Annotated in this window: 18 protein-coding genes; 11 read left to right on the top strand and 7 right to left on the bottom strand. The window is 38.8% G+C overall.

Features of this window, described 5'->3' with window-relative positions:
- Positions 1–35: 35 nt before the first annotated feature.
- From ACT29H_RS11910 to ACT29H_RS11900, 3 genes are read left to right on the top strand one after another with little or no spacing between them, the layout of a single operon-like run.
- A complete protein-coding gene (locus ACT29H_RS11910; RefSeq protein WP_444821856.1) occupies positions 36–1298 on the top strand; it encodes a hypothetical protein in 1263 nt (420 codons plus the stop codon).
- A gap of 35 nt (positions 1299–1333) precedes the next feature.
- Positions 1334–2017 (top strand): YceI family protein, encoded by a 684-nt coding sequence (locus tag ACT29H_RS11905; RefSeq protein WP_444821855.1) that lies wholly within the window; start codon positions 1334–1336, stop codon positions 2015–2017.
- A gap of 13 nt (positions 2018–2030) precedes the next feature.
- A complete protein-coding gene (locus ACT29H_RS11900) occupies positions 2031–2477 on the top strand; it encodes an RrF2 family transcriptional regulator (protein ID WP_444821854.1) in 447 nt (148 codons plus the stop codon).
- 4 nt (positions 2478–2481) lie between these two features.
- Here ACT29H_RS11900 and ACT29H_RS11895 read toward each other — a convergent pair whose 3' ends face one another.
- The gene (locus ACT29H_RS11895; RefSeq protein ID WP_444821853.1) at positions 2482–3288 is read right to left on the bottom strand and encodes a GIN domain-containing protein; all 807 of its coding nucleotides are present in this window, start codon (positions 3286–3288) and stop codon (positions 2482–2484) included.
- A 12-nt stretch (positions 3289–3300) separates the two neighbouring features.
- Entirely contained in the window at positions 3301–4446 is a 1146-nt protein-coding gene (locus ACT29H_RS11890) for an acyloxyacyl hydrolase (RefSeq protein ID WP_444821852.1), read from the bottom strand.
- Positions 4447–5018: 572 nt separating this feature from the next.
- Between ACT29H_RS11890 and queC the strand changes: the two genes are divergently transcribed.
- The 3 genes from queC to ACT29H_RS11875 are packed head-to-tail and all read left to right on the top strand — an operon-like array spanning position 5019 to position 7458.
- Positions 5019–5690: a 7-cyano-7-deazaguanine synthase QueC gene (queC, locus tag ACT29H_RS11885; protein WP_444821851.1), complete on the top strand. Its 672-nt coding sequence runs from the start codon at positions 5019–5021 to the stop codon at positions 5688–5690.
- The gene (locus ACT29H_RS11880) at positions 5687–6544 is read left to right on the top strand and encodes a 7-carboxy-7-deazaguanine synthase QueE (protein WP_444821850.1); all 858 of its coding nucleotides are present in this window, start codon (positions 5687–5689) and stop codon (positions 6542–6544) included. The genes queC and ACT29H_RS11880 overlap by 4 nt, the downstream gene beginning before the upstream one ends.
- Before the next feature lie 41 nt (positions 6545–6585).
- Positions 6586–7458, top strand: a complete 873-nt coding sequence (locus ACT29H_RS11875) for an NADPH-dependent 7-cyano-7-deazaguanine reductase QueF (RefSeq protein WP_444821849.1) — start codon at positions 6586–6588, stop codon at positions 7456–7458.
- A gap of 127 nt (positions 7459–7585) precedes the next feature.
- Here ACT29H_RS11875 and rplT read toward each other — a convergent pair whose 3' ends face one another.
- The 4 genes from rplT to thrS all read right to left on the bottom strand — a co-directional run bounded on the left by rplT (position 7586) and on the right by thrS (position 10894).
- Positions 7586–7939 (bottom strand): 50S ribosomal protein L20, encoded by a 354-nt coding sequence (rplT, locus tag ACT29H_RS11870; protein ID WP_444821848.1) that lies wholly within the window; start codon positions 7937–7939, stop codon positions 7586–7588.
- A gap of 110 nt (positions 7940–8049) precedes the next feature.
- Positions 8050–8247, bottom strand: coding sequence for a 50S ribosomal protein L35 (gene rpmI / locus ACT29H_RS11865; RefSeq protein ID WP_444821847.1), 198 nt, complete (start codon positions 8245–8247; stop codon positions 8050–8052).
- Positions 8248–8280: 33 nt separating this feature from the next.
- On the bottom strand, positions 8281–8778 hold the full coding sequence (gene infC, locus ACT29H_RS11860; RefSeq protein WP_444822023.1) for a translation initiation factor IF-3: 498 nt from the start codon (positions 8776–8778) through the stop codon (positions 8281–8283).
- 181 nt (positions 8779–8959) lie between these two features.
- Positions 8960–10894: a threonine--tRNA ligase gene (gene thrS, locus ACT29H_RS11855; protein WP_444821846.1), complete on the bottom strand. Its 1935-nt coding sequence runs from the start codon at positions 10892–10894 to the stop codon at positions 8960–8962.
- 1056 nt (positions 10895–11950) lie between these two features.
- Between thrS and ACT29H_RS11850 the strand changes: the two genes are divergently transcribed.
- The 5 genes from ACT29H_RS11850 to ACT29H_RS11830 all read left to right on the top strand — a co-directional run bounded on the left by ACT29H_RS11850 (position 11951) and on the right by ACT29H_RS11830 (position 19325).
- Entirely contained in the window at positions 11951–15124 is a 3174-nt protein-coding gene (locus ACT29H_RS11850) for a SusC/RagA family TonB-linked outer membrane protein (RefSeq protein WP_444821845.1), read from the top strand.
- A 182-nt stretch (positions 15125–15306) separates the two neighbouring features.
- Complete coding sequence (locus ACT29H_RS11845) at positions 15307–16680, top strand: SusD/RagB family nutrient-binding outer membrane lipoprotein (protein WP_444821844.1); 1374 nt, start codon at positions 15307–15309, stop codon at positions 16678–16680.
- 17 nt (positions 16681–16697) lie between these two features.
- Positions 16698–17402, top strand: a complete 705-nt coding sequence (locus tag ACT29H_RS11840; RefSeq protein WP_444821843.1) for a BT_2262 family domain-containing protein — start codon at positions 16698–16700, stop codon at positions 17400–17402.
- Between the two features lie 19 nt (positions 17403–17421).
- Positions 17422–18108: a lipid-binding protein gene (locus ACT29H_RS11835; protein ID WP_444821842.1), complete on the top strand. Its 687-nt coding sequence runs from the start codon at positions 17422–17424 to the stop codon at positions 18106–18108.
- Between the two features lie 782 nt (positions 18109–18890).
- Positions 18891–19325 carry a DNA-binding domain-containing protein gene (locus ACT29H_RS11830; RefSeq protein ID WP_444821841.1) on the top strand — a complete coding sequence of 145 codons (435 nt, stop codon included), beginning with the start codon at positions 18891–18893 and terminating at the stop codon, positions 19323–19325.
- A 246-nt stretch (positions 19326–19571) separates the two neighbouring features.
- On the opposite strand, the gene ACT29H_RS11825 is transcribed toward ACT29H_RS11830, so the two are convergent.
- A partial coding sequence (locus ACT29H_RS11825) for an IS3 family transposase (RefSeq protein WP_444821840.1) occupies positions 19572–20133 on the bottom strand: 562 nt, incomplete at its 5' end.

The raw sequence follows: 20133 nt of genomic DNA, 5'->3' as shown, positions 1-20133 counted from the left end.
AGTTATCAATAATTTAAATTCAAATGGCTACTGTTATGAGAAATAATTTTTTGTACATAGTTCTTTTTTTGGTTTTGCCTGCTGTTTCTTTAACTGCTCAGGGGAAGCGAGATTTGAATAATTACAAGTTTACCGACAAAAGAGGGATCAGCCTGTTTGAAGCCCCTAAAGAGAGTTCTACGTCTTTTGATGGCGTTAAGGTGCGTATCGGTGGAGCTTCCACGCTTCAGTTTCAGGCTCTGGATCATGAAAATTCAGGGAGTGTTGAATTAATAGAGATTGGTGACAATTTCAATTTGGCAACAGCCAACCTGGATCTGGATGTTCAGCTTTATGATGGAGTGAGAATGCATCTACGAACGTATCTTTCTTCTCGTCATCATACTGAGACTTATGTGAAAGGTGGATATTTTCAAATTGACAAGTTGGATTTTATTCGGGAAGGATTTCTGCAAGACCTAATGCAATATGTTACCGTTCGGATCGGGCATATGGAAAACAATTACGGAGATGCACATTTTCGCAGATCTGATAATGCACAAGCTTTTTATAATCCTTTTGTGGGAAATCTGATTATGGATGGGTTCACTACAGAAGTGGGAGGTGAGGTTTACTATCGAAAAAACGGATTTATCAGTATGATAGGATTAACCAATGGTAAATTGAATCAAGCCGTTACATCGCCGGGTGCTACAAAAGCTTCATTTCTTGCGAAACTTGGGTACGACGATTATATAAATCCCGATTTCCGGTTAAGATTGACCGCGTCAATTTATACCACAGGGGAAAGTGCCAGAACTTACCTTTATAGTGGAGATAGAGCTGGATCACGTTACTATTATATTATGGAACCAACCGGCGCCTCCGCTTCATCCAACTTTCGGTCCGGAAGATGGGATCCTGGTTTTACTAATGAGCTCACATCCTTCATGTTGAATCCTTTTGTTAAATATAAAGGTTTGGAATTCTTTGGTGTGGTGGAACAATCTAAAGGAAAAGCAGATGGTGAGACATCCAACAGAAAATTCAATCAATATTCCGGAGAATTGCTTTATCGCTTTGGGAGTGACGAGAACTTTTATGTTGGTACGCGATACAATACCGTTTCAGGCGAGACCAATACTGGTGATGACGTGGATATAAAACGACTTCAACTTGGAGGTGGATGGTTTATGACCAACAACATTTTAGCGAAGCTCGAATATGTGAACCAGACATACGATGGATTTCCTTCCGACAACATTCTTCATGAAGGAAAATTCAACGGTCTGATACTTGAAGCGGTGATAAGTTTCTGATCGTGTTTAATCTTCGTCCATTATATTAAACTATTATGATGGCAAGTAATATAGAAAAACAAAAACCATGGTTGTCTGACCGTTATTCAGACTTTTGGGGAATGCTACTTGTTTTTTTTAGTAACGTTTCAGGAGGGATGATCGCTATGGTTTTTGTTTTTTTTGCTTTTTCTGCTTCCGGTCAGCCTAAATTTGAAAAGCGGATACCACATCATTCTCAACTGGAAAACAAGGGTTGCGATGATTATATAAAAATTGATGGATCTACTAATGTTAATCATTTCTATTTTATTCAAACACTAGATAAGAATCCAAACGTTGTTATAAGCAGAGATCCGTCAAGAGAGACCCTTGTCTTGAAAATCCCTGCTCACGACTTTGAGCCATCCAATCCAATGATGTATAAAGATTTTCTTGATTTTATAAAAGCACACGAATTTCCTTATATTGACATAACCATTTTTTTCGATAATTTCAGATTACCGGCTGGAAATGCCACTGCTGTTGTTCCGAGAATTAAAGTTGGTCTTGCCGGGCAAACCAAAACCTACAAAATACCCGGATACCTGGAAGAATGCCTGGATAAAGAGCTACACATAAAAGGTAGGGTAAATATCGATCTGAAAGACTTTGGGCTGGAACCACCCACTAAATTTCTTGGGATGGTAAAGGTAAGCAATGAGGTTTTTATTAACTTTGCCCTTACTTTGGAACAATAAAATACACTTTATTTTGAAATTTAATACCAAAACAAGATATGGCCTTAGGGCAATGATTGAAATTGCCAGGGAAACTGAAAACAACGGTATCTTTCAGAAAGAAATTGCAAAAAGGCAAAATCTATCCAACAAATATCTTGATCATATTATCTATGCGCTTAAAGTTTCCGGCCTTATTACCAATGTGAAAGGCAAAAAGAGTGGATACATTCTGGCTAAATCGGCATCTGAAATTGCTATTTTGGATATCTATAACGCTTTTGAGCCCGGAATATGTATTACCGATTGTCTGATGAACTATAAATGCAATCGGGAAAGCTTTTGCGCGGCTAAGCTATTTTGGGAAAAATTGAATGACTTAATTGTCAATTATTTTAAATCTAGCACCTTGCAGGATTTACTCGACAAGCAGGTTGAACTGGAAAAAATAGCCAATGTGTCAGTCGTTAAGGAAGACTGATCGGCTAGTCGGCATGAATGACTCTCCCCAAATCCACTTCATATAATGTTTCTCCTTTTATTATTGTGGTGTCTGGGGAGCCATAATAGTAAAGATTTCCGGAAGAAGCGATCTCTACATAGAGTTGTTCCTCGGCTTTCACATATGAATTATTCACTGACCTTTGAATATATTTAACTTCCTTGGTTTCCATTGCTGATGCGTTAACACTTGATAATCCTTCGGCTACGACGTGCAATTTATCTGCCTTACCTTTAAAAATATGATTGCCAACGTTGCTGCCGTATATGGAAATCGAAATCATTTCTGCATTCACCAGCATATTGCATTGTGTGAAAGTGCCGCGCCCATTCACCAAAATGGATAATTGTTCGATGGAGAGCGTGTCGAGGGTAGATATTTCTGCGGGGAAATTGGATGTGATTAGAAGCTTATTGGGGGCTGAAAGAAGGAGGCGGGGCATCTGTTCCTTTCGAAAACCTATTGCGCCTTTCGATTCAATTATTAGTGTTTTGCCATCCTGATTAAGTTCGAGACGTGGTAATATAAAATCAAGCCCTTCAGCCTTTGCACTCATAATGGTGTCATTGGCTAGTACCAACTGCACCGAAGTTTCAATTATTACTTGGTCAAAAGCATCTACCGAAAATTTTTTGGTTGTTATCTCGCCTGTTTTTGATAACGCATCGGTATAATCACATGCACCTAATATTAGGGTTATTAAGGGGGTCAGAGAAATGAATAAACGATTGATGAGATCCTTTCGGACCACTTTAAATTTTGTCGTTTTATTTTTTGATTCTTTTGACATAATATTCAAGATCTAAATCATTTTTAGACAAAGTTGATTGATCATTGTTCTTCTATGGTTAATAATCCACAGGATATTTCTCTTATATGGGATTCTGTATCCCAGTCCTATCTCAATGAATTCTGACCGGAAAAAACTTGCTTTGACACTGAAGTTAAATAGCAAACGTTCCGTGATTTGACGTCTAATCCCCAGCCGGGGATATACTGGCTGAGGAGGGTCAATATAAGAATATAGGTAAACACCAACCTGTGCAAAGAGAGATGTTTTGCCCATTATCCAATGGCGTCCTCCAAATAGGCCATAAAACATTCTGTGACTGTGCGTAATATACTCATTATTATCAGGATAAGCATATGGTGCTGCACCAAAATAAAGAACGTCAATACCTGCACTCCAGGCTGACTTAGCCGATCGGTACCATAAATGATTGATCGTTAAGCTGCCGGACGAATAAATGTTGAAATTGTAATCGTTGGCCTGGCTTCGTCCGTAATTTATGAATACCTGAAAGTCTCTTGCATTGGATGGGGGTGCCGGAATTTTTTTTAAATCCGGTAAAAGTTCTTTCTGAAAATGATATCGGGTTCCAATGCTAAATGTCAGGGTATTTATTCCATTGTTGGGTTTTCGCAGAGCGCCGTTGGACATATGGTTCAACGATGCAGACCCATAAATTGACCAGTTATCCAGAATGCGATAGCCCGTGTATAATCCAAAACCGACATACACATTTAAATGGGCACCAAAAATCTGATTCCACGGGTTTTCTTTATAATCGAAGGGTTTATTGGTGTATCCAATTCCCATGGCTACCTTATTTTTTAGAGAAAATTTGGAAGTTCTTATTATGGGAAAATGAAGATAGGGAAACACCGCTATGCCTTGGCCGTAAATATCAGGATTGCCATATGAATTATAAAATAAACCTATGCCAGCTTCGGGGAAGTTATAATATTGTTGCCATCCATCGGACTCAAATTTCAGTAAACCATAATTGATTTCCACACCGCGGGAGTAGTCATTTAAAAAATAGATCATATTGGCATGGTGAGGAATTACAATCCCATGGTGGTATAATACAGTCACATCTTGTTGAGGTGGAGGTATTTCACCTTGCGATTCTTGAGCGTTTAACGGGGTAATGTAATTTGACAACGCGGAAAGTATCAAAAAATACATGAATCGAACACGACTAAGGCAAAATGTTATTCCTTGTTCCGATTCTTTTGGGAGACTATGAAAATATTGTCTTGTGCTTTTTAAAAGACCAAAAAATACGATAAACCTTATAGTAATGAAATGTTTTTCTTTCACTTTATGGGCGTATTTAGATTAGAGTTTTGGAAACCTGAATTTTGAACTTCTTTTTGATGTCTTGTTAATTATGCAAAAATGCACATTTTCGACCGAATCTCATCCATTGGGGTACGAAATTTAGTATCTTTGCGATCGAAACCCAAAGACAGTTCGAAACCATCCTGTCTATAAACAAAACTATGGGCCGTGGAATACATGTGCAAAAATGCCTGTTTGGTGTTTTTCGGCGAAGCCGGTAAATTCATCAAAATAAGGTTTTTTCTATTCTGTTTCTATTGACTCCTCTGTTTTGTTGTCGGATTGGTTTCCCTTTTGTTGTTTTTGTGGCTTTTATCATTTTTAGAGTTCGTCCTGGTTTTTAACCATACAGATTGTCTCGGGGACTCATTAATTAACCAAATGTTTTAGAAATGAAAAAAGCTGTTGTATTACTTTCTGGAGGCTTGGATAGTGCGGTTGCACTATATTTGGCAAAATCGAAAGGCTTTGATCTATATGTCCTCTCTTTTGATTATGGGCAGCGACATGCCAGAGAACTAAAGGCTGCTAAAGCTATTGCTGAAGAGGCTAGTGTTACAGAACACCAAGTGGTTTCCATGAAGCTGGATCAATGGGGCGGTTCGTCTTTGACCGATCGTACTCAAATTGTAGAGGATGGGAATGTAGATCGCGAGGACATCCCGGATACTTATGTACCCGCACGGAATATGATATTTCTGTCGGTAGCCGCCTCTTATGCCGAGGCAATAGATGCTCAGGATATTTTCATTGGTGTTAGTCAGGTCGATTATTCAGGTTATGTGGATTGTAGGGCAGAGTTTATTGAGTCTATGGAAAAGGCCATAAACAAGGGAACTGTTATGGGGGCCGAGAAAAATCGTCCTTTACGTATTCATGCACCGTTTGTTTACAAAACGAAAGCAGATGAGATTCGTCTGGGCCAACAACTGGGAGTGCCTTTCCATCTGACCTGGAGTTGTTACCGGGGCGGAGAAAAACCTTGTGGCACTTGTGATAGCTGCCTTTTAAGAGCCAAAGCGTTTGCGGAAGCCGGTGTTGAAGATAAAGCACTGACAGTATGAGTAAATTAGTCTTGGCTGGTGAAGGGGTTTTTCCAATTACTAAAGATAAATTTGGCCATCCTTTATCGAAACCCCCGGCCACAGGATTGTCCATACCGGGGACCATCCAGGGAGAGGGAAAATGGGCCGGGATACCTTCTTTGTTTATACGGTTGTCCGGTTGTAATTTGAGATGTATCTGGACGCTTCCTGACGGTTCCTTCTGTCGTTGTGACACACCCTATGCTTCATTTAATACTGATAATCAATTGTTGGCGGAAACAGATGACGTTGCTGCTCTGGTCCATCAAAACCTGGGAGACATGAGGCATGTCGTCATCAGTGGGGGCGAACCTTTTCTTCAGCACAATGCATTGGAGGTTCTATGTAAAAGGTTGAAGGAAAAGGAACATTTACATCTGTCTGTAGAAACCAATGGAACACTTTTCGATGAAGATTTTGCGCAGTATATTGACCTTTTTAGTATTTCTCCAAAACTATCCAATTCCAATCCGTCCGGTGCGAAAATGAAGCATTATAAGCTCAGACAATCCGGACCTCTCATTTATCACGCTCAGAAACGGAAAAATATTGAAGTACTGCAAAGGTTTATCAATTATTGCAGAGATACAGGGAAAGATTTCCAGCTTAAGTTTGTCATAGGCCAGACTAATGATTTTTCAGAAATAAAAAATGATTTTCTTGCGCATCTTGCGCATTGGCAACCGGAAGATATCTTGCTGATGCCCCTGGGTGCAAATGCAAAGGAATTGATTACTACTTCCAAAATGGTAGTAGAAATGGCCATAAAAAACGGATGGCGCTTTGCACCTCGAATGCATATAGATTTGTTTGGCGCAGGGGCAGGTGTTTAGGACGAGTTTATTGTTGCAGACGCATATAAAAGCATTGAATTATGGATGAAGGAAAATTTCTTGGTAAGCCAACGAAATACCCGAAGCAATATGCACCGGAGGTTTTGGTGCCCGTCCCACGTCATCTTAATCGTCAACAATACGGGCTTAGAGACGAAAGTTTACCATTTGTGGGGGTTGACGTCTGGCATGCCTACGAATTAAGCTTTCTCACCCAAAATGGGCTTCCTGTAACCGGTCTTCTTAAAGTAGTATATTCTGCCGACAGTCCTTTTTTGGTAGAGAGTAAATCCCTGAAATTGTACCTTAATTCGCTCAATATGGAGCGGTTTGGCGCTTCGCCCAGAGAAGGGGTGAAGATGGTATTGGATATTATTCATCGAGACCTTGAAGAAGTGTTGAAGACTTCCATCAACTTGCATTTCTTTACTAATCAGCCGTGTCATCAATTTGATTTTGCGGAATATGTGTTTCTTGAAGATCTAGACGGAATGGAAAGGGCCGTATATTCTCAATTCACAGAAGATCCGGGGCTGCTTATTACCGATTCGGAATTATCCAACACTGGACTTAAAGTGGCTACTAATCTTTTGCGGAGCAATTGTAAGGTGACATTTCAGCCTGATTGGGGCAGCGCATTTATATTTTTTAAAGGTGCGGAGATGCCGGATAAAACTGGATTATTGAAATATTTGGTTTCTATTCGAAATGAAAATCATTTTCATGAAGAGATTTGTGAAATGATTTTTAAAAGATTATGGGATCGTTTTTCGCCTGATCAATTGATGGTGGCATGTATTTATACTAGGCGGGGAGGAATTGACATTTGTCCGGTAAGGGCGAGTCACCCGGATCTTTTACCTCAATATTTGGGCGACGCTCACTGTCTGACGGATAAGTTGCTGCGGCAATAACCTTTGGGGGGTAGGAGGTGTAATTTATTTTTTTATAGAATTGAGACCAAGATAGGATGGTCGCATAAATAAAAAGCCGTATCAAAATGAATTGATACGGCTTTTTTGAAAAAATTATCTGAAATGCTTAGTTCTTACTCATTGCTTTTTTTACGACTGCTTTGAAAGCCTCCGGGTGATTCACTGCCAGGTCGGCCAGAACTTTGCGATTGATATCTATGTTTTGCTGTTTCATAAGTCCCATCAGGCGACTATAGGAGATGCCTTCGAGACGTGCAGCAGCATTAATACGCTGAATCCAGAGAGATCTGAAGTTTCTCTTTTTAGCTTTACGGTCGCGATAGGAATAAAGCATTGCTTTTTCCCAGGCATTTTTGGCAACGGTCCATACGTTTTTGCGACGGCCAAAATAACCTTTGGTGAGTTTCATCACCTTTTTTCTTCTTGCTCTTGAAGCAACAGCATTTACTGATCTTGGCATGATTCTACTGTTTTTTCGAATGGTTAGCGTCCTTTTTGAGGATCTTTACTGCTAAGTCATTCAGGTTTGTTAAAATAATTTTTTTTTAATCTTTAAAGAAAATCGGGAAATTACTTCATTCCGAGTAACAACTTTACATTGTTGCGATCGGCCTCATGTACTTCTCCAAAGTAGGTGAGATTCCGTTTTCTTTTTTTAGATTTTTTCGTCAAAATATGACTTTTGAAAGCGTGTTTACGCTTGATTTTTCCTGTACCGGTCAACACAAAACGCTTCTTGGCACTGGAATTGGTCTTCATTTTTGGCATCTTACTATATATTTGGTAATAAAAAATGACAAATTACTTTTTCTTTTTGGGTGAAAGAAACATGGTCATTCGTTTTCCTTCCAGACGAGGGAGTTGTTCTACCTTCCCAACTTCTTCAAGGTCCTGAGCCAAGCGCAGCAATAATATTTCGCCTTTTTCCTTAAACAGGATGCTGCGTCCTTTAAAAAAGACATATGCTTTCACCTTGTCCCCTTCTTTCAGGAATTTTTCCGCATGTTTCAATTTAAAATTGTAATCATGATCATCGGTATTTGGTCCGAACCTAACCTCTTTTACCGAAACTTGAGCTAGCTTTTGCTTTTGCTCTTTTTGCCTTTTCTTTTGTTGATAGAGAAACTTTTGATAATCGATAATCCGGCAAACCGGCGGGTCGGCGTTGGGAGAAATTTCTACCAGATCCAACTCTTGTTGATCTGCCAGTTTCAACGCTTCATTTGTCGGATAGATCCCCGGTTCGTTAACGTTTTCTCCAACCAAACGTACCTGTGGCACTCTTATTTGATGGTTTATCCTGTACCTTAGTTCATCTTTTTGGTGACGTCCGGTATGTGTTCTTGGTCTTCCTATATCTTTACCCTCCTTTAATTTAGTTAAACATTTGATTTATTTCATTAAACTTGGTTTTGCAGAGCTTGGTGTCTGCTAACACTTCATGCTTTAAAGTCTATCTTTCTTATTGCTCTTTAAAGTGTCAGGGGAGACTTTTTCGTTCTTCTTCATGGATAAATTCTATGAACTGATCAATACTCATTACCCCTTTGTCCCCTTCGCCTTGACGACGTACTGCGACCAAATGATCTGCGGCTTCTTTTTCGCCTACGATCAACAGGTAAGGGATCCGTTTTAATTCATTGTCGCGTATCTTTTTACCTATCTTCTCGTTACGGTCGTCAATTACAGCGCGAATATCGGAATTATTCAGCAAATTTAAAACATTTTTCGCGTATTCGTTGAATTTTTCACTAATAGGTAATATGACTACCTGCTCGGGAGTTAGCCAAAGCGGGAATTTCCCTGCTGTATGTTCTATTAATACCGCCACAAAACGTTCCATACTTCCAAAAGGAGCCCGGTGGATCATGATGGGGCGATGTGGTTGGTTATCCTTGCCAATGTATTCCAGATTAAACCGCTCGGGAAGATTGTAATCCACCTGAATGGTTCCCAACTGCCATTTACGACCAATCGCATCACGTACCATGAAGTCTAGTTTTGGTCCATAGAATGCGGCTTCGCCGGTTTCTACTACGGTCTGAAGTCCTTTTTCTTCACATGCCTCGATGATGGCTTGTTCAGCTTTTTCCCAGTTTTCATCGCTACCGATATATTTTTCTTTGTTTCCCGGATCACGTAATGAAATTTGGGCTGTATAATCATCAAATTTTAAGGCCTTAAAAATGTAAAAGATAATATCGATAACCTTTTTGAATTCCTCTTTTAATTGATCCGGACGGCAAAAAATGTGAGCATCATCCTGAGTGAATCCCCTCACTCGGGTTAAGCCATGTAATTCGCCGCTTTGCTCGTAGCGGTAAACGGTGCCAAATTCGGCCAGACGTACCGGAAGATCTCGGTAGGAGTGAGGCTTTATTCGGTAAATTTCACAATGATGAGGACAATTCATCGGTTTCAGTAAGAATTCTTCCCCTTCGGCCGGTGTTTTGATGGGCTGAAACGAGTCGGCACCATATTTGGCGTAATGACCGGATGTCTCGTAAAGTTCTTTTTGGCCAATATGGGGCGTAATGACCTGGTCGTATCCATATTGTAGCTGAACCTTCTTGAGGAAATTTTCCAGTCTTTCTCTTAGTTTGGCACCCTTGGGAAGCCACAATGGTAATCCCTGTCCTACACGTTGCGAAAAGGCGAACAGTTCCAACTCTTTGCCCAGCTTACGGTGATCTCTCTTTTGAGCTTCCTCCAACTTTTGAAGGTATTCTGTCAGCATTTTTTGTTTCGGGAAAGATATGCCGTATATCCTGGTCAGCTGTTTGCGCTTCTCATCGCCACGCCAATAGGCTCCCGCAATACTTAGCAGTTTGATGGCTTTGATGGGAGAAGTGTCAGGCAAGTGGGGCCCACGGCACAGGTCGGTGAAATTGCCCTGTTCGTAAAAGGTGATGGTGCCATCCTCCAGTTCGGAGAGTAACTCCACTTTATAAGGATCTCCTTTTGTTTCAAAATATTGAAGAGCTTCTTTTTTGGATACTTCCCGTCGTTGATAAACTTCCTTTTGTCGGGCCAGCTCCTGCATCTTCTTCTCAATTTCAGGAAGATCGGTGTCGCTGATCGTTCGGTCGCCTGTATCTACATCATAATAAAATCCGTTTTCAATGGCTGGACCAATGCCAAATTTAATGCCTGGATAGAGGGCTTCCAGTGCTTCGGCCATCAGGTGGGCCGAGGAATGCCAAAAGGCATGTTTCCCTTCATCATCTTCCCATTTATGAAGTTTTATGGTGGCATCTTCTTGGATCGGTCGGTGAAGATCGTACAACTGATCATTCACGGTGATGGCCAGCACCTCTTTTGCCAGCCGAGGACTGATATCTCGGGCAATACCTTCTCCTGTGATACCTTCCGGATATTCACGCACCGATTGATCGGGGAGTGTTATTTTTATCATTGGATCTGTTTTTACACTATATATTAATATGACCTGCAAATATAAGGGATATTATATAACGATACAAAGCGTTTTTTAGCGATATGGCAGAAAGTGAAAGTTTGCACTTGGTTGGTTTGTAACTGATATTCCAACCCGAAAAGAAATAGATATAAAATAAAATATATTGGAAGGATGAAGTTCATTTGGTTTTAGACTGATGGGGATAGTAGACGGGATTTTATAGGCCACGCTAATAAGTCGGAATAGACTCGATGAATGTTAATATATGTGGGAATAAATTGTTGACCTATGCACCAGATATCAGTCTCTTTCCATAATTTTTTGTGAGGGGATTTATGATGAATAAATAAATGATTGCTGAATTTGAGAAATATAATAGAAATAAATCTGATGTGCATAAATACAATTCATATAACAGTTGAGAAAAACTGTAAGGTTCATCTTTTAAAATATAAATACTTGAGGAGTGATAAATTAAAATAAGTAAAAACAGGACGATGTAGATAGAAATAAATTGTAGAACTAGACAAACCTATTTCTTACCCTCTGGAAATTATAAACTTTTAGCTACCGGCATGCCACAATTGAATGACATTCCTCCTGCTTTATTTTTAGGGGGGTAATCTCTGAAAATATGGTTGCTGTTACTCAAGAATAGGTATATCTGGGGAATATACTTTTAAAAAAATATAAAAAAATATAGTGACCCTATCTCTAATGGGGGGTATTGGGAAAAATATATTACTTTTGAGGTGTGTTCCCGGAGTGTCATGAGGGTGGATGACTGATAAAAATCAAAAAAATATGAGTGAGGTTATTTTTTGAAAGTAAAAAGTATTATCTTTGTAACAGAATTTCGATTTAACCCCCTTCGCCCTTAAAGAAAGGCTTTAATTTGCATGATAAATGTCATGTAAGTCTTTTGATCGGGAATTTTAAAAGAAAATTACACTGTTAATATTGTATAACAATGCAAAATATTTATTAATTTAGGTGTGATTTTGATGTTATAATTATTTGTTGTTCTATTTTTTAATTTTAAACCTTTAATCTATGAAGAAAGTACTTTTAGCGCTTTCGTTCCTTATGGTTATCGGACTAGGGCATTTGTTTGCTCAGTCCGGAACTGTCACAGGAACTGTTACGGGAAGTGAAGACGGAATGCCGATACCCGGTGTTTCTGTGTTCGTTAAAGGAACTACTGTAGGAACCGTTACCCAACCTGATGGTACCTACTCATTACGCGTACCTGAAGATGCGCAAACCATCGTCTTCTCTTTTGTAGGTATGCAAACTCAAGAAATTGCCTATTCAGGACAGGAAACTATTGATGTGCAGCTGGAAAGTGATGCACTGATGGTGGATGAAATTGTGGTTACTGCTTTGGGAATTTCTAGAGATAAAAAGGCTGTGGGTTATGCCACTACTTCAGTCGATGGTGAAGAAATTGCCAAATCTAAGGCCATAAATCCTATGAATGCACTTCAGGGAAAAGTCGCCGGAGTTGATATTTCCACTGCCCCGGGACCTGGTGCTACACAAAACGTAATTATTCGGGGGGCTTCTTCTTTTGGAAGCAATCAGCCATTATTTATTGTAAATGGAGTGCCTATTACCAATGAGCAAAACAGAAGCGGGGATAATTTGAATTCCCAAGTTGATTTTGGTTCTGGTATTAATGCGCTTAACCCTAATGATATTGAAGAACTTACTGTTTTGAAAGGGGCTGCTGCTACGGCACTCTATGGTTCTAGAGCGGCCAACGGCGTTGTGATGATTACGACCAAATCCGGGAAAAATACGGATGGCAAAATGATGGTAAGTTATGATGGGGGGTATACCATCTCACGAGTCGGTCGTTTGTCGGACGTTCAAGATCAGTTTGGTCAAGGTTGGAGCGGAGACAGAGCTCTGGACGAAAACGGAAACTGGGGACCAGCATATGACGGCAAAGATCGTGTTTGGGGAAATATTATTGATAATTCCCAATTGATCAAGCCTTATGTGTTTTTAGAAGATCGAGTAAGAGATTTTTTCGACTACGGTACTAATTTACAGAATTCTCTCTCTTTGAGTGGTGGTAATGCTACGACCAACTATTTCCTTTCTTTGTCTCAAAATGCCGTGGATGGTGTATTTCCTACAGACGCCGATTCTTATGATCGTTATACCATTGCCACCAATGGTTCTCATAAGGCAGGGAAATTAATGGTTAGCACTTCGGTTAATTTCAGTACGGAAGAGACTTCAACTGTCCCATCCGGGCAAGGAACTTCCGTTTTTCGATCTCTGTATGAGATTCCGGAAGATATTTCTGTAGTCGATATGGAAGATTATGAAAGTACCTTTTACAACTTGGATAACTATTTTACACCTTATGGTGTGAATCCATACTATGTGTTAAACGAGGATGGAGCTGAACAGAGAAAAAATAAAATCTTTGGTAAGTTCCAACTGGACTTTGATTTGCTGGATAATCTTAAACTGACCTATCGTTTCGGTGGTGATTATGAAACTTCTACTTCAGAGTCCCATACGGCCATTATTGAATTTAGTGAAGATGCTCCCAATGCAGGTTCAAGTACCGCCAATCCCGGTAGCTATACAGAATTTAGAAGAACACGGACTCAGCTCAATCATGATTTTATGGCTAATTTTAACCATGATTTTTCTTCTGATTTTTCATTAAATTTTGTGGCCGGATTAAACGTTAACGAACGGAAATATAATTGGTTGTCAGGTGGTATTACCTCTATTGATGTTCCTGGTGTTTACAGATTATACAATAGTTTATCACCATCCACTTCTAGTCAGTACTCTGAACAACGACGTTTGGTCGGGGTGTATGGAAATGCGGATTTTAGTTTTAAGAACTATTTATTTCTTACCCTTACTGCCAGAAATGACTGGTCTTCAACGTTACCAATAGACAATAATTCATATTTTTATCCTGGGGTAACTACCAGTTTTATATTATCTGATTTTCTTAAGGAAAGAGGCTCTCTGCCATCATTCATTAGTTTTGCTAAAATTAGGGCAGCTTATGGTATGACAGGTAGTGACACTGATCCATATTATGTGTATGATCGGTATGTCTCCGCTTTTTCAGATAATCCTGGTTATCCGGAAGTTGATGATTTAGATTTTCCATTAGCTGGGACCAATTCATACATGGTTTCTAACAGGCTTGGAAATTCAGAATTGAAACCAGAGCTTACCAGTGAATTTGAAGTTGGTTTTGAAGGTAGATTCCTAAATAATAGGATTGGGGTAGATTTCTCCTATTATAATCGTTTTACTGACGGTTTGATTGCGACGCTTCCTAAGGATCCTTCGACTGGTTACACGCAACAGCAAGCCAATCTTGGGGATGTGAGGAATAAAGGTTATGAAATCACGATTGATGGATACCCCATTAGAGGAAAAGATTTTCAATGGCATATGTCTGTGAATTATGCGACCAATGATAATATGGTTGAGAGCCTTGATGTTGACGAAGTATTTCTCGCTGGTTTTGGCGGAGGTGGTATTTATGCCGTGGAAGGACAACCTTTGGGTCAATTCAAATTTGCTAAGGCCAAAACTGTGGTAATTGATGGCGTAGAGAAAACCATTGTTGACGGAAGTGGTATGCCTCAAGCCACCGCTGATGAAGTATATTTGGATAAAGATATCAATGAGGATTTTAGGTTAGGGTTTACCAATACCTTTTCATTTAAGGGTATAACACTTGGAGCGACCTTTGATTTACGATATGGTGGCTATATTTTCTCCTACACCAAAGATTATTTGCATTGGACTGGTAGTTCTCCTGAAAGTGTGTTAAATGACCGGAGACCTTTTATCGTGCCCAATTCAGTGATTGATAATGGCGATGGAACGTATAGTGAGAATTATATTCCTGTTAATCCAACAGCGCTGCATACTTTTTATAGTAATGGGGGGATGCAACGCGATGATTATGCTGTCATTGATCGATCTTATTTGAAACTTCGTGACTTGAGTTTGTCCTATGAGATTCCTAAAGCAATTACCAATAGGTTAAAACTTAATACCGTGAGAATTTCTTTCAATGCAAGTAATATTTTGCTATGGACACCGGCCGAAAATCCTTATATCGATCCTGAAACGACTACATTTGGGAATGATATTTCTGCGAAATTTGGTGAGTTTGGTGCTATTCCTACCAATGAATATTACACCTTTGGTCTTGCATTTAGTTTGTAACATATTAATTCGATTATACTATGAAGACTAACATATTTAAAATCGCACTGGCCTTTTTTGTTGTATCATTGTGGGGCTGCGATGACTATCTTGATGTTAATAAAGACCCCAACGTCTTGAGTGATATCCCGGATGCGAAGGTGTTACTTCCTGCTGCTCAGGTTGGTCTTGGCAATCAGCTGATGGGATGGGATTTTGGTTTTGGTGGTGCATACTGGGTGCAGTATTGGACCCAAAATTATACTGCCTCCCAGTTCAAATCTTTGTGTGAGTATCGTGAAACTGAGTTTGGTACAGCCTACACTGAACTTACCGCAGGGGTATTGAATGATCTTGAGCGGATCAAAGATCTTTCTGCAGATGATGAAGAAAGTGTTGGGAAATATTTTGTGGCTGAAGCGCTTTCGATTTTTACCTGGCAGATACTGACAGATGTTTGGGGTGATATTCCTTATTCTGAAGCGCTAAGAGGGGATGAAGGAATTGATTCCCCTGTTTTTGATCCTCAGGAAGATATTTATTCTGATTTATTAACCAGAATTGATAACTTATTAAAGGTTGATCTTACCGATGCTTCTTTGGATTCCGATTTTGATTTTGTTTTTTCCGGGGATCTAGATAATTGGATGAAATTTGCCAATTCCTTAAAGCTGAAGTTAATGCTCAGATTATCAGAAACTGATGAGTATAATAATTCTGCGGTTATTAGTTTTATCGAAGCTAATCCAAATGGCTTTTTGACCAGTTCTTCGGCTGCCATTTCTGGATCTACTTGGACTAATGATCAAGAAGGGAAACGACATCCTATGTTGGAATTTGAAGAGGGAGGAGCATCCTATTTATCAACCAATGTTATTGGTTGTAAATCCTTTGTTGATTATTTGAATATAAATAATGATCCTCGGTTGGATGCCCTTTTTGTTGATGAAGGAGCAGGGTTTATAGGCGCTTTTTTTGGCGATTTTGATTCCAAGGAGGATTCAGATATGGATGGGACCTACGATGATGAAGAAGATTACTGTACCGCCAACTTTGATGGCGAAACACCACTTGTGTTGATGTCTTCATGGGAAGTTAATTTTAATATTGCTGAAGTTTATGCGAGAGCTGGAAGCCATGCAGAAGCTAAGGAATTTTATGACGATGGTGTTGAAGAATCTTTAGCCCAACATGGTATTGATGTAACCGATATCATAGATGCTGGTGGTTATGCTGAGTGGGTTGATGGAACTATTGAAGAGGAAATTAAACAAATATCTATGCAACGTTGGGTAGCGTTTGCAAAATATCAACATATTGAAGCTTTTCTAGAAAGAAATAGAACCAAGTATCCTTCTGTAAGTAATATTGATGTTGCTGCAAATAGGGTTTTTGCTAATGATAATTTTCCGGTTGGAGAACTAACTGTTTCCGTTAACGGCCGGGCCAAAACCAATGGTCAATTACCAGCTTCTCCAATTTATCCTTCTTCTGTTATGACTAGGAACTCTAATGCTCCTGATCAGAAAACAGATTTACTTGAGAAAGTTTGGTGGAATCAAAAACAAGGTAAATAATTAAAGCTAATATCGTTATGAAGAAAATATATTATTTTTTACTTTTAATATTCCCCATCCTGTTTTCTTGTGAAGATAAGGAAACAGAGGATGTTTCTTGGACTACATTAGCCCCCCATCTTGAATTAAAGGGTGCTAATCCAATTGTTGTCATTAAGGGAGCTGAATTTGTAGATCCCGGGATTTATGCAGAAATTTATACTTCAACGGGTGATACTACAAAGGATGCAGAATATGAAGTTTTAGGTTCTGTTAATCCTGAGGTTCCAGGTACTTATAAATTGACTTATGAAGTTAAAAATACGGAAGGCGTATCCTTTTATATTAACAGAACTGTAAGTGTTGTTGATTATACTGGTTACGATGTGTTTGAAATCCCAACAGGTAGTTATACTGGTTTGTGGACAGATCGGGATAATAGAATTCTTGGTACTGGTATTCAAATTCAGAAATTGACGACGGGTATTTATAGCGTAAGTGATTTAATTGCTGGTCTTTATGATCAATATGCCGGTTATGGACCTGATCTTAGGGGGCCTGGTATCCTTATTATAGACGAAAATGGTAACTTAAGAACCGAATTGGGGTATAGTGATGGATTTTTAGCAGATATTACAACTGAAAATATAACTTTTGATCCGGAAACTAACACTCTGTCGTATATTGTTACAATTGAAGGGAGTTATGGTTGGTCCTATAATGTTGCTTTGAAACTAGAGTAAATCTTAAAAGGTTTTAATTATGAAAAACTATTTGTTAATTATATCAATATTATTTACCGGTGTCTTCTTTTCCTGTCAGGAAGACTTGGATATTTGGGATAGTGCTACGTATGACTATGCTGGTAGATGGTACTTTAAAGTGACGGGTGAAGATGGCCATGTTGTAAAAGAATATGGCAGTCATTTACTTCATACCTTTAATTCTGCAGCTGATGTTCCAAACGAACTTTGGATTTACGATGCAAATAATGTTTTTGCAGCTGTTGAGGATTTAGATGGAGCGCCAACAGTTAATGTTAAAGGGATTCAAATTATGAACATTATTGTTGGTTCTGCTGCCGAATTTAGCTCTGTCGACCAAACGTTTGAAGATGCCTTGGAAAATGTTAGTTCGTTTCCTTTGCCTAATGCAGATCCTTCAGGAGAAGGTGATACCAAAGTAATTCCAAATTTCTTTAATAAAGGTTTTATTATGGAAGGAAAAATTTTGGAAGGTGCAGGTTCTTCTAAATCTGGTTCAGCGGTAGATAGCATTTATTTAAAAATGAAATTATTTGCTGGAGAAATTGTTTACAATAGTGTTTATGATGATGAAAACGATGAATATGTATGGGATTCAGGTAGCTTTTCCTATTACTCCGAGCCTGATTCTATTGTGATTCTTGCAGGAACCCGTTATACTGGTTTTTCTGAAGATGAGTATTGATTAATTTTACCGTTTAGAATATGGAAGGGGATTGTCATTTATTTGGCAATCCTCTTTTTGTTGCAATTCTTTGAAAACATTAAAGATATGCAATTCTTACATGGAAATATTTTAATATTTCTCAATTGATTAGTAACAATTTTTTATATGGAAACAGACAGGAATTATTTCTAAATGTCTTTCTGATCAATTTGATTCAAGTGAAGAGAAATTTCCAATATAATTTAATCTCCAATTTAATTCTACTTTTCTAAGTTGTAGGAATAACGCTTCATATATTTTTAAATGTAAATGGTTATCATCAATAGAATAAAAAAAATACTCAAAAAGTATTGACAAAATTTTAGAGATGAATTAAATTTACATTGTGTTTTTAAAAAGTTTGTTGTTGACTATGGCTGTAATTCAAAGAGGTAATTGATTAATTTGCTATAGTCGCGGTGTGATACAAATAGTGATATAAATAATTTATGGATTAACAAAACCTTATTATTAGACCGGAATTGCTAAAACATTGATTAAAGATGATAAATAGAAAAGATGATCAGTCGATGATAAGGTTTTAATGAAAGAAATGATTCGGGGATCATTTATAAAAGCAAAATTGACGTAATAATTGTCCTTTTATAGGAGAAACGTTCTTTATATTGGCAGATAATAGGATCAGGTTTTTAATAATCCAATGACCACCCATATTAAAGCTAACGGCGGGTAAGCTTCAGCTGTACCGGCACGTGGTGGTGGCGGAGGTTGAAGAGCCCGATAACTAAATCTCATATGTTATGAAATATGTTCTAAATGTGCAGCTGGGACCTAATTTCATGACAGAGGATCCCGATGACTTCCGTGGTTACCCTGTGAGCAACGGGAGTTACAATGTGGACGACATTATTCGTCTCATTAAAGAAGACGGGGTAGAGACCTCAGAAGCTACTCTGAAGTCTTCGATCACTCGTTTTAATAAGAAGTCTGCTGAGTTGGCCGCCTCAGGTCGGAATGTCAATACCGGTCTGGTTTATCTGCGGCCCATGGTTAAGGGTCGGTTTTATGATACTGTATGGGACCCTGAAAAACACAGTCTTTATGTGGCAGCTACACAAGGTTCTGTTATTCGGGAAGCTTTGGCGGATGTGGAGGTTCGAATCCTTGGAGAAAAAGGTGAAGCCATGCAGTTGTTTACCATTACTGTAGACTTACCCTTTATAAGACAGCTCTAAAATAGACATTTTCTTTTTTTGAAACCAAAATTCTAAATGCATATTCAGTGAGCAAGGTGGTTCTGTCAAGGGCGGCTGAGGCACGAAGCCGTTTATATACCCTTGACAGGTTCAGGTTGCGAACTTCCTTTGCTATTTAGAGTTTGGTTGTTTTTCATTCGAATAAAAATTACCAACACTATGGTCGAATGGAACTCGCATGACCTAATCTTTATACATAATTTTTGTTGTGGGAAACCTACTTGGTCATGCTCGTTTCATCTTTTTTAAATATGCAATTGGACTTATGCCACCTAGTGACTTGTGGGGATGAGCTTCATTGTAATCATCCATCCACTCCCAGGCTAATTCTCTGACTTGATGTAAATCACTAAACAGATAAGCATCCAAAATATCTTCTCTGAACAAACGATTAAATCTTTCTATATAGGCATTCTGCGTAGGACTGCCGGGTTGTATATACTTCAATTCAATTTCATTCTTTTGCGCCCACTGTTTAAGGGCTTTTGATATAAATTCAGGACCATTGTCTACTCGTATTTTTTTAGGCTTCCCTCGACTGTATATAACCTCATTTAATATTTGTTTTACGCGCTCTCCGGGCATTGAAAAATCAACCTCTATGGCCAAGGCTTCTCGATTATAATCATCGATAACATTCAATACCCGAAATTTTCGTCCAAAAACCAAACTGTCGCTCATAAAATCCATTGACCAGGTATTATTTATCTCTTGTGGCCGGCTTAACGATTCTTTTTCGCGAGCCGGCAATCTTCGTTTTCGCTTTCGTCTTAGATTTAAATTCATT

The sequence above is a fragment of the Thermophagus sp. OGC60D27 genome (assembly GCF_052400625.1).
Classification (GTDB): domain Bacteria; phylum Bacteroidota; class Bacteroidia; order Bacteroidales; family Marinilabiliaceae; genus Thermophagus.
The sequence above is the reverse complement of the archived record's forward strand: the minus strand, read 5'-3'. Positions and strand labels throughout refer to the sequence as shown.